Here is a 17,824-nt window from a genome sequence, read left to right on the forward strand (position 1 = left end):
GATCCATGTTCGACACAGTCCTTGTGGCCAACCGGGGCGAGATCGCGGTCCGCGTCATCCGCACACTGCGGGCCCTGGGCGTGCGGTCGGTCGCCGTCTTCAGTGACGCGGACGCCGACGCCCGGCACGTCAGGGAGGCGGACACCGCGGTGCGGATCGGCCCGCCGCCCGCGGGTGAGAGCTATCTGTCCGTCGAGCGGCTCCTCGACGCCGCGGCGCGCTCGGGCGCGCAGGCGGTCCACCCGGGGTACGGCTTCCTCGCCGAGAACGCGGTCTTCGCGCAGGCGTGCGCGGACGCCGGTCTGGCCTTCATCGGCCCGCCCGCGCCGGCGATCTCGCTGATGGGTGACAAGATCCGGGCGAAGGAGACGGTGAAGGCGGCCGGGGTTCCGGTCGTCCCGGGCTCCTCCGGATCCGGTCTGACGGACGACCAACTGGCCGAGGCCGCCCGCGAGATCGGTATGCCGGTGCTGCTGAAGCCCTCGGCGGGCGGCGGCGGCAAGGGCATGCGGCTCACCCGCGTCGAGTCGGAACTGCTGGACGAGATCGCGGCGGCCCGCCGCGAGGCCCGGTCGTCCTTCGGCGACGACACCCTCCTCGTCGAGCGGTGGATCGACCGCCCGCGCCACATCGAGATCCAGGTCCTGGCCGACGGGCTGGGGAACGTCCTGCATCTGGGCGAGCGCGAGTGCTCCCTCCAGCGCCGCCACCAGAAGATCATCGAGGAGGCGCCGTCGGTCCTGCTGGACGAGAAGACCCGGGCGGCGATGGGTGAGGCGGCCGTGCAGGCGGCCCGCTCGTGCGGGTATGTGGGCGCGGGGACGGTGGAGTTCATCGTCCCGGGCAACGACCCGTCCTCGTACTACTTCATGGAGATGAACACCCGGCTCCAGGTCGAGCACCCGGTGACCGAGCTCGTCACCGGCCTGGACCTGGTGGAGTGGCAGCTGCGGGTCGCCTCCGGTGAGCGGTTGCCGTTCACCCAGGAGGACATCGCGCTCACCGGCCACGCCATCGAGGCGCGGATCTGCGCCGAGGACCCCTCCCGGGGGTTCCTGCCGTCGGGCGGCACGGTGCTGTCCCTGCGCGAGCCGCAGGGCGACGGCGTCCGCACCGACTCCGGCCTGGCCGAGGGCACGGAGGTCGGCAGCCTCTACGACCCGATGCTGTCGAAGGTCATCGCCTACGGCCCCGACCGCGCGACCGCCCTGCGCAAGCTCCGCGCGGCCCTGGCGTCGACGGTCACGCTCGGCGTCCCGACCAACGCGGGCTTCCTGCGCAGGCTGCTGGCCCACCCCGCGGTCGTCTCGGGCGACCTGGACACGGGCCTGGTCGAGCGCGAGGCGGACGCCCTGGTGCCGGACGGCGTACCGCCCGAGGTGTACGCCGCGGCGGCGGCGGTCCGCGAGGCGGCCCTCGCCCCGGCCGCGGTCGACGGCTGGACCGACCCCTTCTCGGTGCCGAACGGCTGGCGTACGGGCGGTGAACCGGCGCCGCTGGTCCACTGGTTCCGCGTGCCGGGCCTCGAACCCGTCACGCACCAGGGCCCGGTGCGCAAGGCCGATGTGGAGGCGGACCGGGTCACCGTCCATCTGGACGGTGTCGTCCACTCCTTCCACAAGGCCGCATCGCCGGACGGCGTATGGCTCGGGCGGGACGGCGACTCCTGGCACGTCCAGGACCACGATCCGGTCGCCGCTTCCCTCACCGGCGCCGCCCACGCGGGCGCCGACACGCTCGCGGCGCCCATGCCCGGCACCGTGACGGTCGTGAAGGTGGCGGTCGGCGACGAGGTCGCCGCCGGGCAGAGCCTGCTGGTGGTGGAGGCGATGAAGATGGAGCACGTCATCTCCGCGCCGCACGCCGGGACCGTCACCGAGCTGGACGTCACGCCCGGCAGCACCGTCGCCATGGACCAGATCCTCGCCGTGGTGACCCCGAGTGATCCGACGGAGGAAGCATGACCACCGGCCTCGGACTTCCCATGACCGTGCCCGCCCCGGGGCTGCCGGCCCGTGTCCGTATCCACGAGGTCGGCGCCCGGGACGGTCTGCAGAACGAGAAGACGGTCGTCCCGACCGAGGTGAAGGCCGAGTTCGTCCGGCGCCTCGCCGACGCGGGCCTGACGACCGTGGAGGCGACGAGCTTCGTCCACCCCAAGTGGGTGCCCCAGCTCGCCGACGCCGAGCAGCTGTTCCCGCTGCTCGATCCGGTGCGGCGGCTCGGTGTGCGGCTGCCCGTCCTCGTGCCCAACGAGCGCGGGCTGGACCGGGCGCTGGCTCTCGGCGCCCGTGAGGTGGCCGTGTTCGCCAGCGCCACCGAGTCGTTCGCCAAGGCCAATCTCAACCGGACCGTCGACGAGGCGCTCGCCATGTTCGAGCCGGTCGTCACGCGGGCCGTAGAGCAGGGTCTGACCGTGCGGGGCTATCTGTCGATGTGCTTCGGCGACCCCTGGGAGGGCGCGGTCCCGGTGGAGCAGGTCGTCCGGGTCACCAGGGCGCTCGCCGAGATGGGCTGCGACGAGCTGAGCCTCGGCGACACCATCGGCGTGGCGACCCCCGGTCATGTCGAGAGCCTGCTCTCCGCGCTGAACGAGGCGGGGGTCGCGACCTCCCGTCTCGCCGTGCACTTCCACGACACCTATGGCCAGGCCCTCTCCAACACCCTCACGGCGCTCCGGCACGGCGTGACCACCGTGGACGCCTCCGCGGGCGGCCTCGGCGGCTGCCCGTACGCGAAGAGCGCCACCGGGAACCTCGCCACCGAAGACCTCGTGTGGATGCTCCAGGGCCTCGGCATCGACACCGGTGTCGACCTCGGCCGGCTCACCGCCACCAGCGTGTGGATGGCCGAACAACTGGGCCGACCCAGCCCCTCCCGCACCGTCCGCGCCCTCGCGGCGGACTCTCACAAGGAGTGACCGTCCCATGTCCCTGGACCACCGGCTCTCGTCCGAGCACGAGGAACTGCGCCGTACCGTCGAGGAGTTCGCCCACGACGTGATCGCGCCGAAGATCGGCGACTTCTACGAGCGGCACGAGTTCCCGTACGAGATCATCCGCGAAATGGGCCGCATGGGCCTGTTCGGCCTGCCCTTCCCGGAGGAGTACGGCGGCATGGGCGGTGACTATCTCGCCCTCGGCATCGCCCTGGAGGAGCTCGCCCGGGTCGACTCGTCCGTCGCCATCACCCTGGAGGCCGGGGTCTCGCTGGGCGCCATGCCGGTCTACCGCTTCGGCACGGAGGAGCAGAAGCGGGAGTGGCTGCCGCGGATGTGCTCCGGGGAGATCCTGGGCGCGTTCGGTCTGACCGAGCCGGGAGCGGGCTCCGACGCGGGCGGCACGCGGACGACGGCCGTGCGCGACGAGGCGACCGGAGAGTGGGTGATCAACGGCTCGAAGTGCTTCATCACCAACTCGGGCACGGACATCACCGGTCTGGTCACGGTCACCGCCGTCACCGGCCGCAAGGCGGACGGCCGCCCGCTGATCTCCTCGATCATCGTGCCGTCCGGCACCCCCGGGTTCACGGTCGCCGCCCCGTACTCCAAGGTGGGGTGGAACGCGTCGGACACCCGCGAGCTGTCCTTCGACGACGTCCGCGTGCCGGGCGAGAACCTGCTCGGCGAGGAGGGCCGGGGCTATGCCCAGTTCCTCCGGATTCTCGACGAGGGCCGGATCGCGATCTCGGCGCTGGCGACGGGTCTCGCGCAGGGCTGCGTGGACGAGTCGGTGAAGTACGCCAAGGAGCGTCACGCCTTCGGGCGTCCGATCGGCGACAACCAGGCCATCCAGTTCAAGATCGCCGACATGGAGATGCGGGCGCACATGGCCCGGGTCGGCTGGCGGGACGCGGCCTCGCGTCTGGTGCTCGGCGAGCCGTTCAAGAAGGAGGCCGCCCTGGCGAAGCTGTACTCGTCGACGGTCGCCGTGGACAACGCCCGTGACGCCACGCAGATCCACGGCGGCTACGGCTTCATGAACGAGTACCCGGTGGCCCGGATGTGGCGCGACTCCAAGATCCTGGAGATCGGCGAGGGAACGAGTGAGGTGCAGCGGATGCTGATCGCCCGCGAGTTGGGGCTGCCTTCCTGACGCCCACCGCGTTTTCGCGACGCACGCGTGTGCCCGCCGCCCCTCGGGGCGGCGGGCACTTCCGCGTTCGGGCCCAGCACGAGCCCCGGCAGTGGGGGCGTCCCACCCCTACTGATCCACGTGAGGTTAGGCTAACCTACCTTCGACTTGCCCAGGCCGGCCACGGCTCGTACCGAAAGCGACTCCGTCATGCCCAGCAACGCCCGAGCCACCCACCTCACCCGACGCGGCCTGCTCGCCGCGGGCAGCGCCCTCGGGCTCGGTGCCGCGCTCACCGCCTGCGGAAGCAAGGACGCCGAGGACGGCGCCGCCGCCGGCGAGAAGACCGGCCCGTGGAAGTTCACCGACGACCGCGGCAAGGCCGTCGAGGCCAAGTCCGTCCCGAAGAACATCGTCGCCTTCACCGGCACCGCCGCCGCCCTGTACGACTACGGCATCGAGGTCAAGGGCGTCTTCGGACCGACGACCGTCAAGGACGCCAAGACCGGCGAGGTGAAGCCGGACATCCAGGCCGGCGACCTCGATGTGAAGAAGGTCAAGGTCCTCGGCAACGCCTGGGGCGAGTTCAACATCGAGGAGTACGTCAAGCTCGAGCCGGAGCTGCTGGTCTCGGCGCTCTGGGAGCCCAACAAGCTGTGGTACGTGCCGGACCAGTCCGCCGCCAAGATCCTCAAGCTCGCGCCGAGCGTCGGCCTGTGGGCCGTCAACGTCACCGTCCCGAAGGCCCTCGAGCGCCACGCACAGCTGGCCGAGTCCCTCGGCGCGGACCTCAAGGACAAGAAGACCGTCGAGGCCAAGGCCCGCTTCGAGAAGGCCGCCGCGCGGCTGCGCGCGGCCGCCAAGTCGAAGCCGGAGATCAAGGTCATGATCGGTTCCGCCAGCCAGGAGCTGTTCTACGTCTCGCTCGCCAAGATGTCCGCGGACACCCAGTACTTCGCGGAGCTCGGCGTGAAGTTCGTGACCCCGAAGGTGAACGCGCAGGGCTTCTTCGAGGAGCTGAGCTGGGAGAACATCGACAAGTACCCGGCCGACATCATCATGATGGACAACCGGAGCGTCGCCATCCAGCCCGCCGACCTCACGGGCAAGCCGACCTGGGCCCAGCTCCCCGCCGTCAAGGCCGGGCAGGTCGTGCCGCGTGTCACCGAGCCCATCTACTCGTACGCCAAGTGCGCCCCGATCCTCGAGGACCTCGCCAAGGCCATCGAGAACGCCAAGAAGGTTGCCTGACAGATGACGACTGCCGTGACCGCCCCGTTCCGCTTCTTCGCCCTGCAGGTCGACCGGACGAGGCGGCTCGGCCCGTCGCTGGTCCGGATCACCTTCACCGGCGAGGACCTCAAGGACTTCGTCTCCGGGGGCCGCGACCAGAGCCTCTCCCTCTTCCTGCCCCATCCCGGCCAGAGCGACCCGGTCCTTCCGCCCATCGACTACGACGACCTGTACGGCGTCCTGGGCGCCTGGCGCGCGATGCCGGACGACGTGCGGGCCGTGATGCGCTCGTACACCGTGCGGGAGCAGCGCGCCGAGTCCGGGGAGGTCGACATCGACTTCGCCCTCCACGAGGACGGCGGCCCGGCCTGCCGCTGGGCCCAGCAGGCCTCGAAGGGCAACCGGGTGGTGGTTCTCGGACCGGCGGTCGCGGAGAACACCGGCGTGCGTTTCCACCTGCCCGAGGATGCCGACTCCGTGGTGATCTGGGCGGACGAGACGGCGCTTCCGGCCGCTTCCGCGATCCTGGAATGGCTGCCGGCCGAGACCCGGGCGCAGGTCTTCCTCGAAGTCCCGTACGCCGAGGACCGCGTGGAGCTCGCCACCGAGGCCGACGCCACTGTCACCTGGCTGGTCCGCGAGGAGGGCGCCCCCAGCGCCGTGGACGCGGTGAGCGTCGCGCGACTGCCGGGCGCGGCTCCGTACGTATGGATCGCCGGCGAGTCGGGCTCGGTGAAGGCGCTGCGCCGCCACTTCGTGCGGGAGCGTCAACTGGACCGCCGCCGGGTGACGTTCGTGGGCTACTGGCGCAAAGGACTGAGCGAGGACGTCCTGCGCGAGACGCCCGAGGACGACTCGTAGGAGTCGGCGAGCACCGCCGAACAGCTGTGCCCCCGAGGGGGCGAGGGGTCATTGCCGGTCGAAGTTAGGTTAGGCTAACCTTACTTCGTAAGCCCCCCTCGCCCCCTCTTCCTGTCCGGAGGAGCGGCCCCGTCCCCGTCCCCAGGAGGACCGTGCATGCGCTCGCACCTGCTCAATGACACGACGGCGGAGAGCTACCGGCGCTCCGTCACCGAAGGCGTCGAGCGGGTGGCGAACAAACTCGCCTCGACCCGGCGGCCGTTCACCGGAATCACGCCCGCCGAGCTGGCGCCCGTCGTCTCCGCCGTCGACCTCGACCAGCCGCTCGGCGACACCTCCGCCGCCCTCGACGAGCTGGAGCGCGTCTATCTGCGGGACGCCGTGTACTTCCACCACCCCCGCTACCTGGGACACCTCAACTGCCCGGTCGTCATCCCCGCCGTCCTCGGCGAGGCGGTCCTCTCCGCGGTCAACTCCTCGCTCGACACCTGGGACCAGAGCGCGGGCGGCACGCTGATCGAGCGCAAGTTGATCGACTGGACCGCCGGGCGCATCGGCCTCGGCAGCGCGGCCGACGGCATCTTCACCAGCGGCGGCACCCAGTCCAACCTCCATGCGCTGCTGCTCGCCCGCGAGGAGGCCAAGACGGACGACCTGTCGAGACTGCGGATCTTCTCCTCCGAGTGCAGCCACTTCAGCGTCCAGAAGTCCGCGACGCTCCTCGGACTCGGCCGCCAGGCCGTCGTCTCCATCCCCTGCGACCGCGACAAGCGCATGCAGTCCGTCGTCCTCGCCGCCGAGCTGGCGCGCTGCCGCGCCGAGGGCCTGGTCCCGATGGCGATCGTCGCCACGGCGGGCACCACCGACTTCGGCTCCATCGACCCGCTGCCGGAGATCGCCGCGCTGGCCGCCGAGTACGGCGCCTGGATGCATGTGGACGCCGCCTACGGCTGCGGACTGCTCGCCTCCCGCACCCGCCGGCACCTTCTGGACGGCATCGAGCGCGCCGACTCGGTCACGGTCGACTACCACAAGTCCTTCTTCCAGCCAGTGAGTTCGTCGGCCGTGCTGGTACGGGACGGGGCGACGCTGAGGCACGCCACCTACCACGCGGACTACCTCAACCCGCGCCGCGCGGTCACGGAGCAGATCCCCAACCAGGTCGACAAGTCCCTGCAGACCACCCGCCGCTTCGACGCCCTCAAGCTGTGGATGACGCTGCGCGTGATGGGCGCCGACGGTGTCGGACAGCTCTTCGACGAGGTCTGCGACCTGGCCGGGGCCGGCTGGGACGTCCTCGCCGCCGACCCGCGCTACGACGTGGTCGTCCGTCCGTCGCTGTCGACCCTGGTCTTCCGCTACATCCCCGAGGACGTCACCTCGCCCGCCGAGATCGACCGCGCCAACCTCCACGCCCGCAAGGCGCTGTTCGCGTCCGGCGAGGCCGTCGTGGCGGGCACCAAGGTCGACGGCCGCCAATACCTGAAGTTCACCCTGCTCAACCCCGAGACGACCGTGCACGACATCACCGCCGTCCTCGATCTGATAGCCGGCCACGCCGAGCAGTACCTGGGAGAGACCCTTGTCCACGCCTCTTGATTTCATCGGCATCGGCCTCGGGCCGTTCAACCTCGGCCTCGCCTGCCTCACCGAGCCGATCGACGAGCTCAACGGTCTCTTCCTGGAGTCCAAGCCGGACTTCGAATGGCACGCGGGCATGTTCCTCGAAGGCGCCCACCTCCAGACGCCGTTCATGTCGGACCTGGTCACGCTCGCCGACCCGACGTCCCCGTACTCCTTCCTCAGCTACCTGAAGGAGAAGGGCCGCCTGTACTCCTTCTACATCCGCGAGAACTTCTATCCCCTGCGGACCGAGTACAACGACTACTGCCGCTGGGCCGCCGCCAAACTGAGCTGCGTCCGCTTCTCGACCACGGTCACGGCCGTGACGTACGACGAGACGGACGAGCTCTACACGGTCGCCACCGAGGGTGGCGAATCGTTCCGGGCGCCGCGACTGGTGCTGGGCACCGGCACCCCGCCGTACATCCCCGACGCGTGCCGGGACCTCGGCGGCGACTTCCTGCACAACTCCCGCTACCTCCAGTGGAAGGACGCCCTCCAGGCCAAGGAGTCGATCACCCTGGTCGGCAGCGGCCAGAGCGCCGCGGAGATCTACTACGACCTGCTCTCCGAGATCGACGTCCACGGCTACCGGCTGAACTGGGTCACCCGCTCGCCGCGCTTCTTCCCGCTGGAGTACACCAAGCTCACCCTGGAGATGACCTCGCCCGAGTACGTGGACTATTTCCACGCCCTCCCCGAGGCCACCCGCTACCGCCTGGAGACCCAGCAGAAGGGCCTCTTCAAGGGCATCGACGGCGAACTGATCGACGCCATCTTCGACCTGCTCTACCAGAAGAACCTCGGCGGCCCCGTCCCCACCCGGCTGCTCACCAACTCCGCGCTGCACACCGCCTCGTACGACAACGGCACCTACACCCTGGGACTCCGCCAGGAGGAGCAGGGCAAGGACTTCGAGATCCAGACCGAGGGCCTGATCCTCGCCACCGGCTACAAGTACGCCACGCCCGCCTTCCTGGAGCCGGTCCGCGACCGGCTCAGATGGGACGCCCAGGGGCGCTTCGACGTGGCCCGCAACTACTCGATCGACGAGACGGGCCGCGGCGTCTTCCTGCAGAACGCCGGCGTGCACACGCACTCGATCACCTCGCCCGACCTGGGCATGGGCGCCTACCGCAACGCCTACATCATCCGTGAGCTGCTGGGCTCCGAGTACTACCCCGTAGAGAAGTCGATCGCGTTCCAGGAGTTCGCCGTATGAGCACCACCACCCTCGGGACCTTCGCGGTCCGGCCCCTCGACCCGCTCACCGACGCCGAGCTGATCCACCCGTGGGTCACGCACCCCAAGGCCTCCTTCTGGATGATGCAGGGCGCCGCGCTCCAGGACGTCGAGCGGGAGTACATGGCGATAGCGGCCCACCCCCACCACGACGCCTTCATCGGTCTCCACGACGGCGAGCCCGCCTTCCTCATGGAGCGCTACGACCCGGCCGAGGTGGAGCTGGCCGGGCTGTACGAGAAGCGGCAGGGCGATGTCGGCATGCACTTCCTGGTCGCGCCGACCGACACTCCCGTGCACGGCTTCACCCGCGGCGTGATCACCGCCGTGATGACCGAGCTCTTCGCGGACCCGGCGACCGAGCGGATCGTCGTCGAGCCGGACGTACGGAACACCGCCGTGCACGCGCTCAACGAGGCCGTCGGTTTCGTCCCCGAGCGCGAGATCCAGAAGCCGGAGAAGAAGGCCCTGCTCAGCTTCTGTACCCGCGCCGCGTTCGAGGCGGCCGTGGGGGTGACCCGGTGAACCCCGTCGCGCACCTCACGCCCGAGCGCTGGGCCACCGCCACCCGGCAGCTGATCCGCAAGGGCCTCGCCGAGTTCGCCCATGAGCGGCTGCTGACGCCCGAGCCGCTGGGCGAGGACCGCTACCGGGTGGTGAGCGACGACGGCTCGACCGAGTACCGCTTCAGCGCCGCCCGGTTCGCCCTGGACCACTGGCAGGTCCACCCGGAGTCGATCAGCCGCCACCGGGGCAGCGAGCGCCTCCCCCTGGACGCGCTGCAGTTCATCATCGAGCTGCGCGGCGCCCTGGGCCTGTCCGACGAGGTCCTGCCGGTCTATCTGGAGGAGATCTCCTCCACCCTCGCCGGCACCGCCTACAAGGCGACCAAGGCGCCCGTCCCCTCCGCCGAGCTCGCCCGGGCGGACTTCCAGGCCGTCGAGACCGGCATGACCGAGGGCCACCCCTGCTTCGTCGCCAACAACGGCCGGCTCGGTTTCGGCGTCGACGAGTACCGCGCATACGCCCCCGAGACGGCGACGGAGATCCGGCTGATCTGGCTGGCCGCCCGCCGTGAGCGCACCACCTTCACCGCCGGCGCCGGGATCGAGTACGAGAGCTTCATCCGGGCCGAACTCGGCGACGGGGCCGTGGACGGCTTCGCCGGTACGCTCGCCGAGCGGGGCCTGGACCTCGCCGACTACCTGCTCGTGCCCGTGCACCCCTGGCAGTGGTGGAACAAGCTGTCGGTCACCTTCGCCGCCGAGGTCGCCCAGCAGCGCCTGGTCTTCCTGGGCGAGGGCGACGACGCCTATCTGGCCCAGCAGTCGATCCGGACTTTCTTCAACACGAGCGATCCGGCCAAGCACTACGTCAAAACGGCGCTGTCGGTGCTCAACATGGGCTTCATGCGCGGCCTTTCGGCGGCCTACATGGAGGCGACGCCCGCCATCAACGACTGGCTGGCCACGCTGATCGAGCGCGACGGCATTCTTGGGGCCGCACGCTTCTCGATCATCCGCGAGCGCGCGGCGGTCGGTTACCGCCACCTCGAGTACGAAGCCGCCACCGACCGGTACTCGCCGTACCGCAAGATGCTCGCCGCGCTGTGGCGCGAGAGCCCCGTCCCGTCCCTCAAGGACGGCGAGCGGCTCGCCACCATGGCCTCCCTGCTCCATGTCGACCACGACGGCGCCTCGTTCGCGGGCGCGCTGGTCAAGGAGTCGGGCCTGGACCCCGCCGCGTGGCTGCGCCGATATCTGGACGCCTATCTGCTGCCGGTGCTGCACTGCTTCTACGCGTACGACCTGGTCTTCATGCCGCACGGCGAGAACGTGATCCTGGTCCTCGACGAGCAGGGCGCGGTGGCCCGGGCGATCTTCAAGGACATCGCCGAGGAGATCTGCGTGATGGACCCCGACGCGGTCCTGCCGCCGTCGGTGGAGCGCATCCGCGCCGAGGTCCCCGAGGACATGAAGCTCCTGTCGGTCCTCACCGACGTCTTCGACTGTTTCTTCCGCTTCCTTGCGGCGACGCTCGCCTCGGAGGGCGTCCTCGACGAGCACAGCTTCTGGGAGACCGTCGCCGAGTGCGTCACCTCGTACCAGCGGGCGGTGCCGGAGCTGGCGGAGAAGTTCGCGCGGTACGACATGTTCACCGAGGAGTTCGCGCTGTCCTGCCTGAACCGGCTCCAGCTGCGGAACAACAAGCAGATGGTGGACCTGGCCGACCCGTCCGGCGCGCTCCAGCTCGTCGGCACCCTGGCGAACCCGATCGCCCGGTTCGCCCGCTAGACCGGGCGCCCGGCGGAGTACGGTCCTCCGCCGGGCCCCCATCGGCGCCTATCGAACGGCCCACGGCACCTGCGGCGAGCGGTAGAAACCGATCCCCAGCGCCTCGAACCTCGGCCCCTGGGCCCCCAGGCGCACCTTGTACGCCTCCCAGTCGTGCGTGGATGCCGGTGACCAGCCCAGCTCCGCGACCCCGGGCAGGCGCGGGAAGGCCATGTACTCGATGTGCGCGCTGGTCGAGAGGGTCTCCGACCAGAGCGGCGCTTCGACTCCCTCGACCGCCGACGCGGGCGCGCCGGGCAGATAGGTCGCGGGGTCCCAGTCGTAGGACTTCCGCACCTCGACGTATCCGGCCCAGGCCAGACCCAACGGGGTGTCCTTGGTGTACTTCATGTCGAGGTAGACCCGGTCGGCGGGCGACAGGATCAGTCCGGTGCCGTTCTGCGCGGCCTTCGCGACCTGCGCCTTCTCCGCCGCGCTGGTGCCGTCCAGACCCCAGTACTGCGCGAGCGCGCCCTTGGCCGGTGTCGCCCCGGTGAGCTGGTGCCAGCCGACGACGGTCTTGCCGTACTTCGCGACGATCGGCTGGACCCTGTCCATGAAGGCGGCGTAGTCCTCGTGGCTGGTGGAGTGCGCCTCGTCGCCGCCGATGTGGAGGTACCGGCCGGGGGTGAGCGCGGCCAGCTCACGGATGACGTCGTCGACGAAGTCGTAGGTGACCGGCTTCGGGACGCACAGCGAGCTGAAGCCCACCTCGGTGCCCGTGTAGAGGGGAGGGGCGACGCCGTCGCAGTTCAGCTCGGCGTACGAGGCGAGGGCGGCGTTGGTGTGGCCCGGCAGGTCGATCTCCGGGACGACCTCCAGGTGGCGGGAGGCGGCGTACCGCAGGATCTCCTTGTAGTCGGCCTTGGTGTAGAAGCCGCCGGGGCCGCCGCCGACCTGGGTGGAGCCGCCGTGGGTGGCGAGCCGGGGCCAGGAGTCGACGGCGATCCGCCAGCCCTGGTCGTCGCTCAGATGCAGATGCAGCTTGTTGAGCTTGTAGAGCGCCAGCTGGTCGATGTAGCGCTTGACCTGTCCGACGGTGAAGAAGTGCCGGGAGACGTCGAGCATGGCGCCCCGGTAGGCGAAGCGCGGGACGTCGGTGATCGTGCCGCCCGCGACCGTCCAGGGGCCGGGCTGGCGGCTGTCCTTCTCGACGGACGCGGGCAGCTGCTGGCGGAGGGTCTGGACGCCGTGGAAGAGGCCCGCGGGTTCGCGGGCGGTGATGGTCACCCCGCGCGGCCCGGACTCCAGCCGGTAGCCCTCGTCACCCAGCGCCTTCTCGCGGCCGCTGAGCCGCAGCCGGATGCCGTCCCGGCCGTCGTCGTCGGTGACGGGCAGCGGGTAGCCGGTGGAGGGCCGCAGCACCTGGGCGAGGTGGCCGGCGATCGCGCGGGTCTCACCGCTGTCGTCGTCGACGCGGATACGGGTCGCGGCCGTGAGGGTGTACGGGGATCCACCGGGGCTCACGGCGGACGGCGCGGGCACGACCTGCCCGAGGGGCCGGGTGGCGGGCACCCCGGAGGCGGCGGGCCCGGACGGGGCGGCTCCGACGGCGAAGACGCCGGCCGCCGCGACGAGCAGCAGCGAACCGAAGAGGCGGGGGAACGTTCTGTGCTGTCTCACAAGCTGGGTCCCTTTCCACGGGCGTCACAACTGTGGGCTTGCGCAACCGAACGGTCACCATCCGTACCGTGCGTCACACGGTGGGTCAAGGGTGTAGACCAATTCAGACCTTCGAAGGCCCATACCTTTCCAGAGCCCTGCCCGGAATCGGGCAGAATTCTTGCAAAGCGCGCCACCTACACCTCAGTATCTACGGGTGCTCGAACGCCGCCCGTCGCATGACGACCTCGTCGACCACCTGGTGCGCAGCACCGCGCTCCAGCGCGGTGAGGCCGCCCGGGTGGTGCTCGACGTGCTGGCGTACTTCGACGAGACGACCGAGGAGTTCGTCCGCCGCCGCCACCGCGAGCTGCAGTCCGGCGGCGATGTGAACGCCTCGATCTTCGAGCGGATCGCGGCCGAGCTGCCGCACCGCGCCGTGGCGCCCCCGGAGCTCTCGCTCCGGCAGCTGCGCCGCATCGTCTACGGCTGAGCACACACCCAAGAACTCGGAGGGGCAAAGACTCTATGTGCGGAATCGTCGGTTACATCGGCAAGCGTGATGTGGCTCCGCTGCTGCTGGAAGGCCTGCAGCGGCTGGAGTACCGGGGTTACGACTCCGCGGGCGTGGTGATCACCAGCCCCAAGTCGACCGGCCTGAAGATGGTCAAGGCCAAGGGCCGGGTCCGCGACCTGGAGGCCCGTGTCCCCAAGCGCTTCACCGGCACCACCGGCATCGCGCACACCCGCTGGGCCACCCACGGCGCCCCGAGCGACGAGAACGCGCACCCGCACCTCTCCGGCGACAACAAGGTCGCCGTGGTGCACAACGGCATCATCGACAACGCCTCCGAGCTGCGCGTGAAGCTAGAGGCCGAGGGGACCGTCTTCCTCTCCGAGACCGACACCGAGGTCCTGACCCACCTCATCGCCCGCTCGCAGGCCGAGACGCTGGAGGAGAAGGTCCGCGAGGCCCTCCGCCACGTCGAGGGCACGTACGGCCTCGCGGTGATGCACGCCGACTTCAACGACCGCATCGTCGTCGCCCGCAACGGCTCGCCGGTCGTCCTCGGCATCGGCGAGAAGGAGATGTTCGTCGCCTCCGACGTCGCCGCCCTGGTCACCCACACCCGCCAGGTCGTCACCCTCGAGGACGGCGAGATGGCGACCCTCAAGGCCGACGACTTCCGTACGTACACCACCGAGGGCTCCCGCACGACGGCGACGCCGACCACCGTGGAGTGGGAGGCCGAGTCGTACGACATGGGCGGCCACGACACGTACATGCACAAGGAGATCTCGGAGCAGCCCGACGCCGTGGACCGCGTCCTGCGCGGCCGCATCGACGACCGCTTCTCCACCGTGCACCTGGGCGGCCTGAACCTGGACGCCCGCGAGGCGCGCGGCATCCGCCGGGTCAAGATCCTCGGCTGTGGCACCTCGTACCACGCCGGCCAGATCGGCGCCCAGATGATCGAGGAGCTGGCCCGCATCCCCGCGGACGCCGAGCCGGCCTCCGAGTTCCGCTACCGCAACCCGGTCGTGGACCCCGACACCCTCTACATCGCCGTCTCCCAGTCCGGTGAGACCTATGACGTGCTGGCGGCCGTCCAGGAGCTCAAGCGCAAGGGCGCCCGCGTCCTGGGTGTCGTGAACGTGGTGGGCTCCGCCATCGCCCGCGAGACCGACGGCGGCGTGTACGTCCACGCCGGCCCCGAGGTCTGCGTCGTCTCCACCAAGTGCTTCACCAACACGGTCGTCGCCTTCGGCCTGCTCGCCCTGCACCTCGGCCGCATCCGCGACCTGTCGGTGGCCGACGGCAAGCGGATCATCGCCGGTCTGCGCAAGCTGCCGGGCCAGATCACCGAGATGCTGGAGAACGAGGCCGAGATCCAGAAGCTGGCCGAGCTCTACGCCGGCGCCAACTCGATGATGTTCATCGGCCGGGTGCGCGGTTACCCGGTGGCCCGTGAGGCGTCGCTGAAGCTCAAGGAGATCAGCTACATCCACGCGGAGGCCTACCCGGCCTCCGAGCTCAAGCACGGCCCCCTCGCACTGATCGAGCCCGCGCTGCCGACCGTCGCGATCGTGCCGGACGACGACCTGCTGGAGAAGAACCGCGCGGCGCTGGAGGAGATCAAGGCCCGCAGCGGCCGGATCCTCGCCGTCGCCCACCAGGTCCAGGAGAAGGCCGACCACACCATCGTCGTCCCGAAGAACGAGGACGAGCTGGACCCGATCCTGATGGGCATCCCGCTCCAGCTCTTCGCCTACCACACGGCCAAGGCCATGGGCCGTGACATCGACAAGCCGCGGAACCTCGCGAAGTCCGTCACGGTCGAGTAGGACCCCCGGCCGGCGGTCGAAACGGACCTCCGGTGGCTCCCCGGCCTGTCCCCGGGAAGCCGAGCGGCCCTCCGGCCTGTCCCCGGAGGGCCGGACCGGACACAAAGCGGTCCCTGTGCGTGCCACCTACGCACAGGGACCGCTTTTCCGTACGGCCGGCGCCGCCCAATGCGCCGGCCTCATGGCCTTCTCCGGGCCCCCCTTCGGGGCCTGGTCGGGGGCCTGCTCAGCCGGTGGCCGCCGCCCGACGGCGGCCGACCCGCCCGAGGGACGTGGGCCACTTGGCGACGGCCGCCGTCGCGCCGTACCAGGCCGCGAGGCCCGCCACCGCCCCGACCCAGCCGCCGGCCTTGGCCAGCCCGCCGTTGTCCACCAGGGACCCGACGCCGAGGAGCAGCAGCGAGACGAACAGCAGGCCGTACACGCCCTGTCCGAACACTCCGCTGCCCGCCGACGCGGCGGTCAGGGTGAGCGCGAGGAGCGCCCACAGCAGCAGGAACAGTCCGCTCGCCTCGGCCGACGCGTGGGCGCCGACGCCGGTGCCCCAGGTGAACCAGAAGGCGCCGAGGCCCGAATAGGCCGTACCCGTACCGCCGTTGCCCGCGCGGAACTCCAGCAGGCCGGCTATGAACAGCGCGACCCCGCCGACCCAGGTCGCGAGAGCGGCGGCGTCGGACGCCGCTACTCCGTCGAGGACACCGGTGGTGCCGATGCCGAATGCCAACAGGGTCAGTCCGAGCGCGAGGTGTCCGAGGGTGGAGGTGGTGTTCCCCGCAGAGACGTCGTTGTCCACGGCGGGCTCCCTTCATCTGCAGTTGTGCTGCTCCTGTGCTGCTTCCCAGCGACCCTTATGTACCCTTCACAAACGCACAATCCACCTCTACGCGCGAGTAGATTGGCCTGCTGCGCAAAGGAATTGACGGTCTCTCACCTGCGAGGACGCTCAAACCACCGCAGGATGACAAGACGGATACGGAACGGCCGCCACGGGATTACGGGAGGGGCGGTCGACCGCCGCGGGGGCTACGGAACGCGGGGGCTACGGAACGCGGGGGCTACGGAACGCGGGGGCTACGGAATGACGACGACCGGGCGCTTCGCGCGCCGCGCGAGCCGCCCGGCCACCGAGCCGAAGATCCGGCCGACGATCCCGTGCGTGGAGCCGACCACGATCGCGTCGGCCGAGTACTCCCGGCCGACCTCCTCCAGCTCGTGACAGATGTCGCCGCCGCGCTCCACGAGGATCCACGGCACTTCGGCGAGATAGTCCGCGCAGGCGAGTTCGAGCCCGAGGACCTCCGTGCGGTGATCCGGGACGTCGACGAAGACCGGCGGCTCGCAGCCCGCCCAGACGGTGGTGGGCAGCCGATTGGCCACATGCACGATGATCAGGCCGGAGCCGGACCTGCGGGCCATGCCGATGGCATAGGCGAGCGCGCGCTCACTGGACGTCGAGCCGTCGAAGCCGACGACCACTCCGTGCCGGAACGCCGGATCGCAGGAGTGACGTGTCTGTTCCGCCGCGAGGGGGTCCACCGTGGGATCGGCGACCTGCCTGCGGTCCGCGGGTTCGAAGAATTCGTGACCGGCCATCGGTGTCTCGGCGAAGAAGATCCTCGTGGGAAGGGAAAGGCGGAAGGGCAGAACAACGGTTGGCGGCGGAGCGGTGTCCGGGAATCATCTTCCCAACCCCATACCCCCAAGGGTACGGCGGCACTCCTCGCCCGCACAGGGCGTCCCAGGGAGCATGCACGAGCCCGCCCGGGATGGCAATGCCGGTTGTGCCCTACAGGCGTCCCCGCAGGGCTCACGAGGGGGTGCCGCAGGGGTAGGGCACCCCGGCACGGTACCGATAACCGATGAATAGGTGACGCATAGTGACAAGAAGGACCAAACGGCCGCCCGCTCAGTGACCGGAACGTTTCACCCCTCGTTGGCCATGGCCCGCGCACCGAACCGAACCAGGTCACTACCCAGGGAGACGCCCCCGTGCCCGCATCACCGACCGCCCCGCCCACGCCCGCGTACGCCGCGTCCGAGTCGGCGGGTGACGTCGTGCGCTGGGGAGCGTTCAGCTGCGGAGTGGTCCCGGTCGTCCTCGTCGTCTACGGGACCTCCGTCGGCGGGGCGACCGTGACGGCACTCGGTCTCGCCGCCGTGACCGCGGTCTGCCGGCTGCTGCTGCGCCGCTCCGAGCGCGGGTCCGCGCGGCTGCTCGCCGACCCTCCGGCCGGGCCCGCCGAGCCGCCCGGGTCGCGCACCCGGCATTCCCGTACGGGCCCCGGGGCGCATCGGGGAGCTCGCCACGGCACCGGGAACGCCCCCGGAGCGCGTCAGGAGACTGACAGCTTCGTACACACGCACCCGTAGGTTTTCAGCCAAGTTCAGGACATCGGCGCGTCCTTGCCGAAACGGCCCGTCAACCCCCGTGCGACCAGGCAATAAAGCCCTGAGGCGGTCCTTCGCACCCTACGGGGACGGGCCATGCGCGAAACGCCCACTTCCCTGGGC

General features: G+C 70.3%; 15 protein-coding genes. 12 read left to right on the forward strand and 3 right to left on the reverse strand.

Going from position 1 to position 17,824, the window contains the following annotated elements:
* The first annotated feature begins 5 nt into the window (after positions 1-5).
* The 9 genes from ACZ5VC_RS05255 to ACZ5VC_RS05295 all read left to right on the forward strand — a co-directional run bounded on the left by ACZ5VC_RS05255 (position 6) and on the right by ACZ5VC_RS05295 (position 11,326).
* Positions 6-1,964: an acetyl/propionyl/methylcrotonyl-CoA carboxylase subunit alpha gene (locus ACZ5VC_RS05255; RefSeq protein WP_469118719.1), complete on the forward strand. Its 1,959-nt coding sequence runs from the start codon at positions 6-8 to the stop codon at positions 1,962-1,964.
* The gene (locus ACZ5VC_RS05260) at positions 1,961-2,920 is read left to right on the forward strand and encodes a hydroxymethylglutaryl-CoA lyase (protein ID WP_469118720.1); all 960 of its coding nucleotides are present in this window, start codon (positions 1,961-1,963) and stop codon (positions 2,918-2,920) included. Before ACZ5VC_RS05255 ends, ACZ5VC_RS05260 begins: the two co-directional genes overlap by 4 nt.
* A gap of 7 nt (positions 2,921-2,927) precedes the next feature.
* Entirely contained in the window at positions 2,928-4,094 is a 1,167-nt protein-coding gene (locus tag ACZ5VC_RS05265; RefSeq protein WP_469118721.1) for an acyl-CoA dehydrogenase family protein, read from the forward strand.
* 189 nt (positions 4,095-4,283) lie between these two features.
* Entirely contained in the window at positions 4,284-5,324 is a 1,041-nt protein-coding gene (locus ACZ5VC_RS05270; protein ID WP_469118722.1) for an ABC transporter substrate-binding protein, read from the forward strand.
* A gap of 3 nt (positions 5,325-5,327) precedes the next feature.
* Positions 5,328-6,167, forward strand: coding sequence for a siderophore-interacting protein (locus ACZ5VC_RS05275; protein ID WP_469118723.1), 840 nt, complete (start codon positions 5,328-5,330; stop codon positions 6,165-6,167).
* Between the two features lie 156 nt (positions 6,168-6,323).
* Entirely contained in the window at positions 6,324-7,766 is a 1,443-nt protein-coding gene (locus ACZ5VC_RS05280) for a pyridoxal phosphate-dependent decarboxylase family protein (protein ID WP_469118724.1), read from the forward strand.
* Positions 7,750-9,012 (forward strand): lysine N(6)-hydroxylase/L-ornithine N(5)-oxygenase family protein, encoded by a 1,263-nt coding sequence (locus ACZ5VC_RS05285; RefSeq protein WP_469118725.1) that lies wholly within the window; start codon positions 7,750-7,752, stop codon positions 9,010-9,012. Before ACZ5VC_RS05280 ends, ACZ5VC_RS05285 begins: the two co-directional genes overlap by 17 nt.
* Positions 9,009-9,557: a GNAT family N-acetyltransferase gene (locus tag ACZ5VC_RS05290; protein WP_469118726.1), complete on the forward strand. Its 549-nt coding sequence runs from the start codon at positions 9,009-9,011 to the stop codon at positions 9,555-9,557. Before ACZ5VC_RS05285 ends, ACZ5VC_RS05290 begins: the two co-directional genes overlap by 4 nt.
* Complete coding sequence (locus ACZ5VC_RS05295) at positions 9,554-11,326, forward strand: IucA/IucC family protein (protein ID WP_469118727.1); 1,773 nt, start codon at positions 9,554-9,556, stop codon at positions 11,324-11,326. The genes ACZ5VC_RS05290 and ACZ5VC_RS05295 overlap by 4 nt, the downstream gene beginning before the upstream one ends.
* Before the next feature lie 48 nt (positions 11,327-11,374).
* On the opposite strand, the gene ACZ5VC_RS05300 is transcribed toward ACZ5VC_RS05295, so the two are convergent.
* Complete coding sequence (locus tag ACZ5VC_RS05300) at positions 11,375-12,988, reverse strand: beta-N-acetylhexosaminidase (protein ID WP_469118728.1); 1,614 nt, start codon at positions 12,986-12,988, stop codon at positions 11,375-11,377.
* A 196-nt stretch (positions 12,989-13,184) separates the two neighbouring features.
* Between ACZ5VC_RS05300 and ACZ5VC_RS05305 the strand changes: the two genes are divergently transcribed.
* Together ACZ5VC_RS05305 and glmS are read left to right on the forward strand one after the other, a co-directional pair.
* Complete coding sequence (locus ACZ5VC_RS05305) at positions 13,185-13,460, forward strand: hypothetical protein (RefSeq protein ID WP_468710692.1); 276 nt, start codon at positions 13,185-13,187, stop codon at positions 13,458-13,460.
* Positions 13,461-13,495: 35 nt separating this feature from the next.
* On the forward strand, positions 13,496-15,313 hold the full coding sequence (gene glmS / locus ACZ5VC_RS05310; RefSeq protein ID WP_469118729.1) for a glutamine--fructose-6-phosphate transaminase (isomerizing): 1,818 nt from the start codon (positions 13,496-13,498) through the stop codon (positions 15,311-15,313).
* Positions 15,314-15,539: 226 nt separating this feature from the next.
* Here glmS and ACZ5VC_RS05315 read toward each other — a convergent pair whose 3' ends face one another.
* Together ACZ5VC_RS05315 and ACZ5VC_RS05320 are read right to left on the reverse strand one after the other, a co-directional pair.
* Positions 15,540-16,106, reverse strand: a complete 567-nt coding sequence (locus ACZ5VC_RS05315; protein WP_469118730.1) for an acetate uptake transporter — start codon at positions 16,104-16,106, stop codon at positions 15,540-15,542.
* Positions 16,107-16,384: 278 nt separating this feature from the next.
* On the reverse strand, positions 16,385-16,906 hold the full coding sequence (locus tag ACZ5VC_RS05320) for a universal stress protein (protein WP_469118731.1): 522 nt from the start codon (positions 16,904-16,906) through the stop codon (positions 16,385-16,387).
* A gap of 396 nt (positions 16,907-17,302) precedes the next feature.
* On the opposite strand from ACZ5VC_RS05320, the gene ACZ5VC_RS05325 reads away from it, so the two are divergent.
* Positions 17,303-17,683, forward strand: a complete 381-nt coding sequence (locus tag ACZ5VC_RS05325) for a hypothetical protein (protein WP_469118732.1) — start codon at positions 17,303-17,305, stop codon at positions 17,681-17,683.
* The last annotated feature ends 141 nt before the right edge of the window (positions 17,684-17,824 follow it).

Source organism: Streptomyces sp. NPDC033174, from assembly GCF_055577795.1.

Bases quoted from the DNA above. Each gene is read 5' to 3' on its own strand.
- ACZ5VC_RS05270 (WP_469118722.1), top strand. From the start codon at position 4,284: ATGCCCAGCAACGCCCGAGCCACCCACCTCACCCGACGCGGCCTGCTC.
- ACZ5VC_RS05280 (WP_469118724.1), top strand. From the start codon at position 6,324: ATGCGCTCGCACCTGCTCAATGACACGACGGCGGAGAGCTACCGGCGC.
- ACZ5VC_RS05320 (WP_469118731.1), bottom strand. From the start codon at position 16,906: ATGGCCGGTCACGAATTCTTCGAACCCGCGGACCGCAGGCAGGTCGCC.
- glmS (WP_469118729.1), top strand. From the start codon at position 13,496: ATGTGCGGAATCGTCGGTTACATCGGCAAGCGTGATGTGGCTCCGCTG.
- ACZ5VC_RS05260 (WP_469118720.1), top strand. From the start codon at position 1,961: ATGACCACCGGCCTCGGACTTCCCATGACCGTGCCCGCCCCGGGGCTG.
- ACZ5VC_RS05275 (WP_469118723.1), top strand. From the start codon at position 5,328: ATGACGACTGCCGTGACCGCCCCGTTCCGCTTCTTCGCCCTGCAGGTC.
- ACZ5VC_RS05265 (WP_469118721.1), top strand. From the start codon at position 2,928: ATGTCCCTGGACCACCGGCTCTCGTCCGAGCACGAGGAACTGCGCCGT.
- ACZ5VC_RS05255 (WP_469118719.1), top strand. From the start codon at position 6: ATGTTCGACACAGTCCTTGTGGCCAACCGGGGCGAGATCGCGGTCCGC.
- ACZ5VC_RS05290 (WP_469118726.1), top strand. From the start codon at position 9,009: ATGAGCACCACCACCCTCGGGACCTTCGCGGTCCGGCCCCTCGACCCG.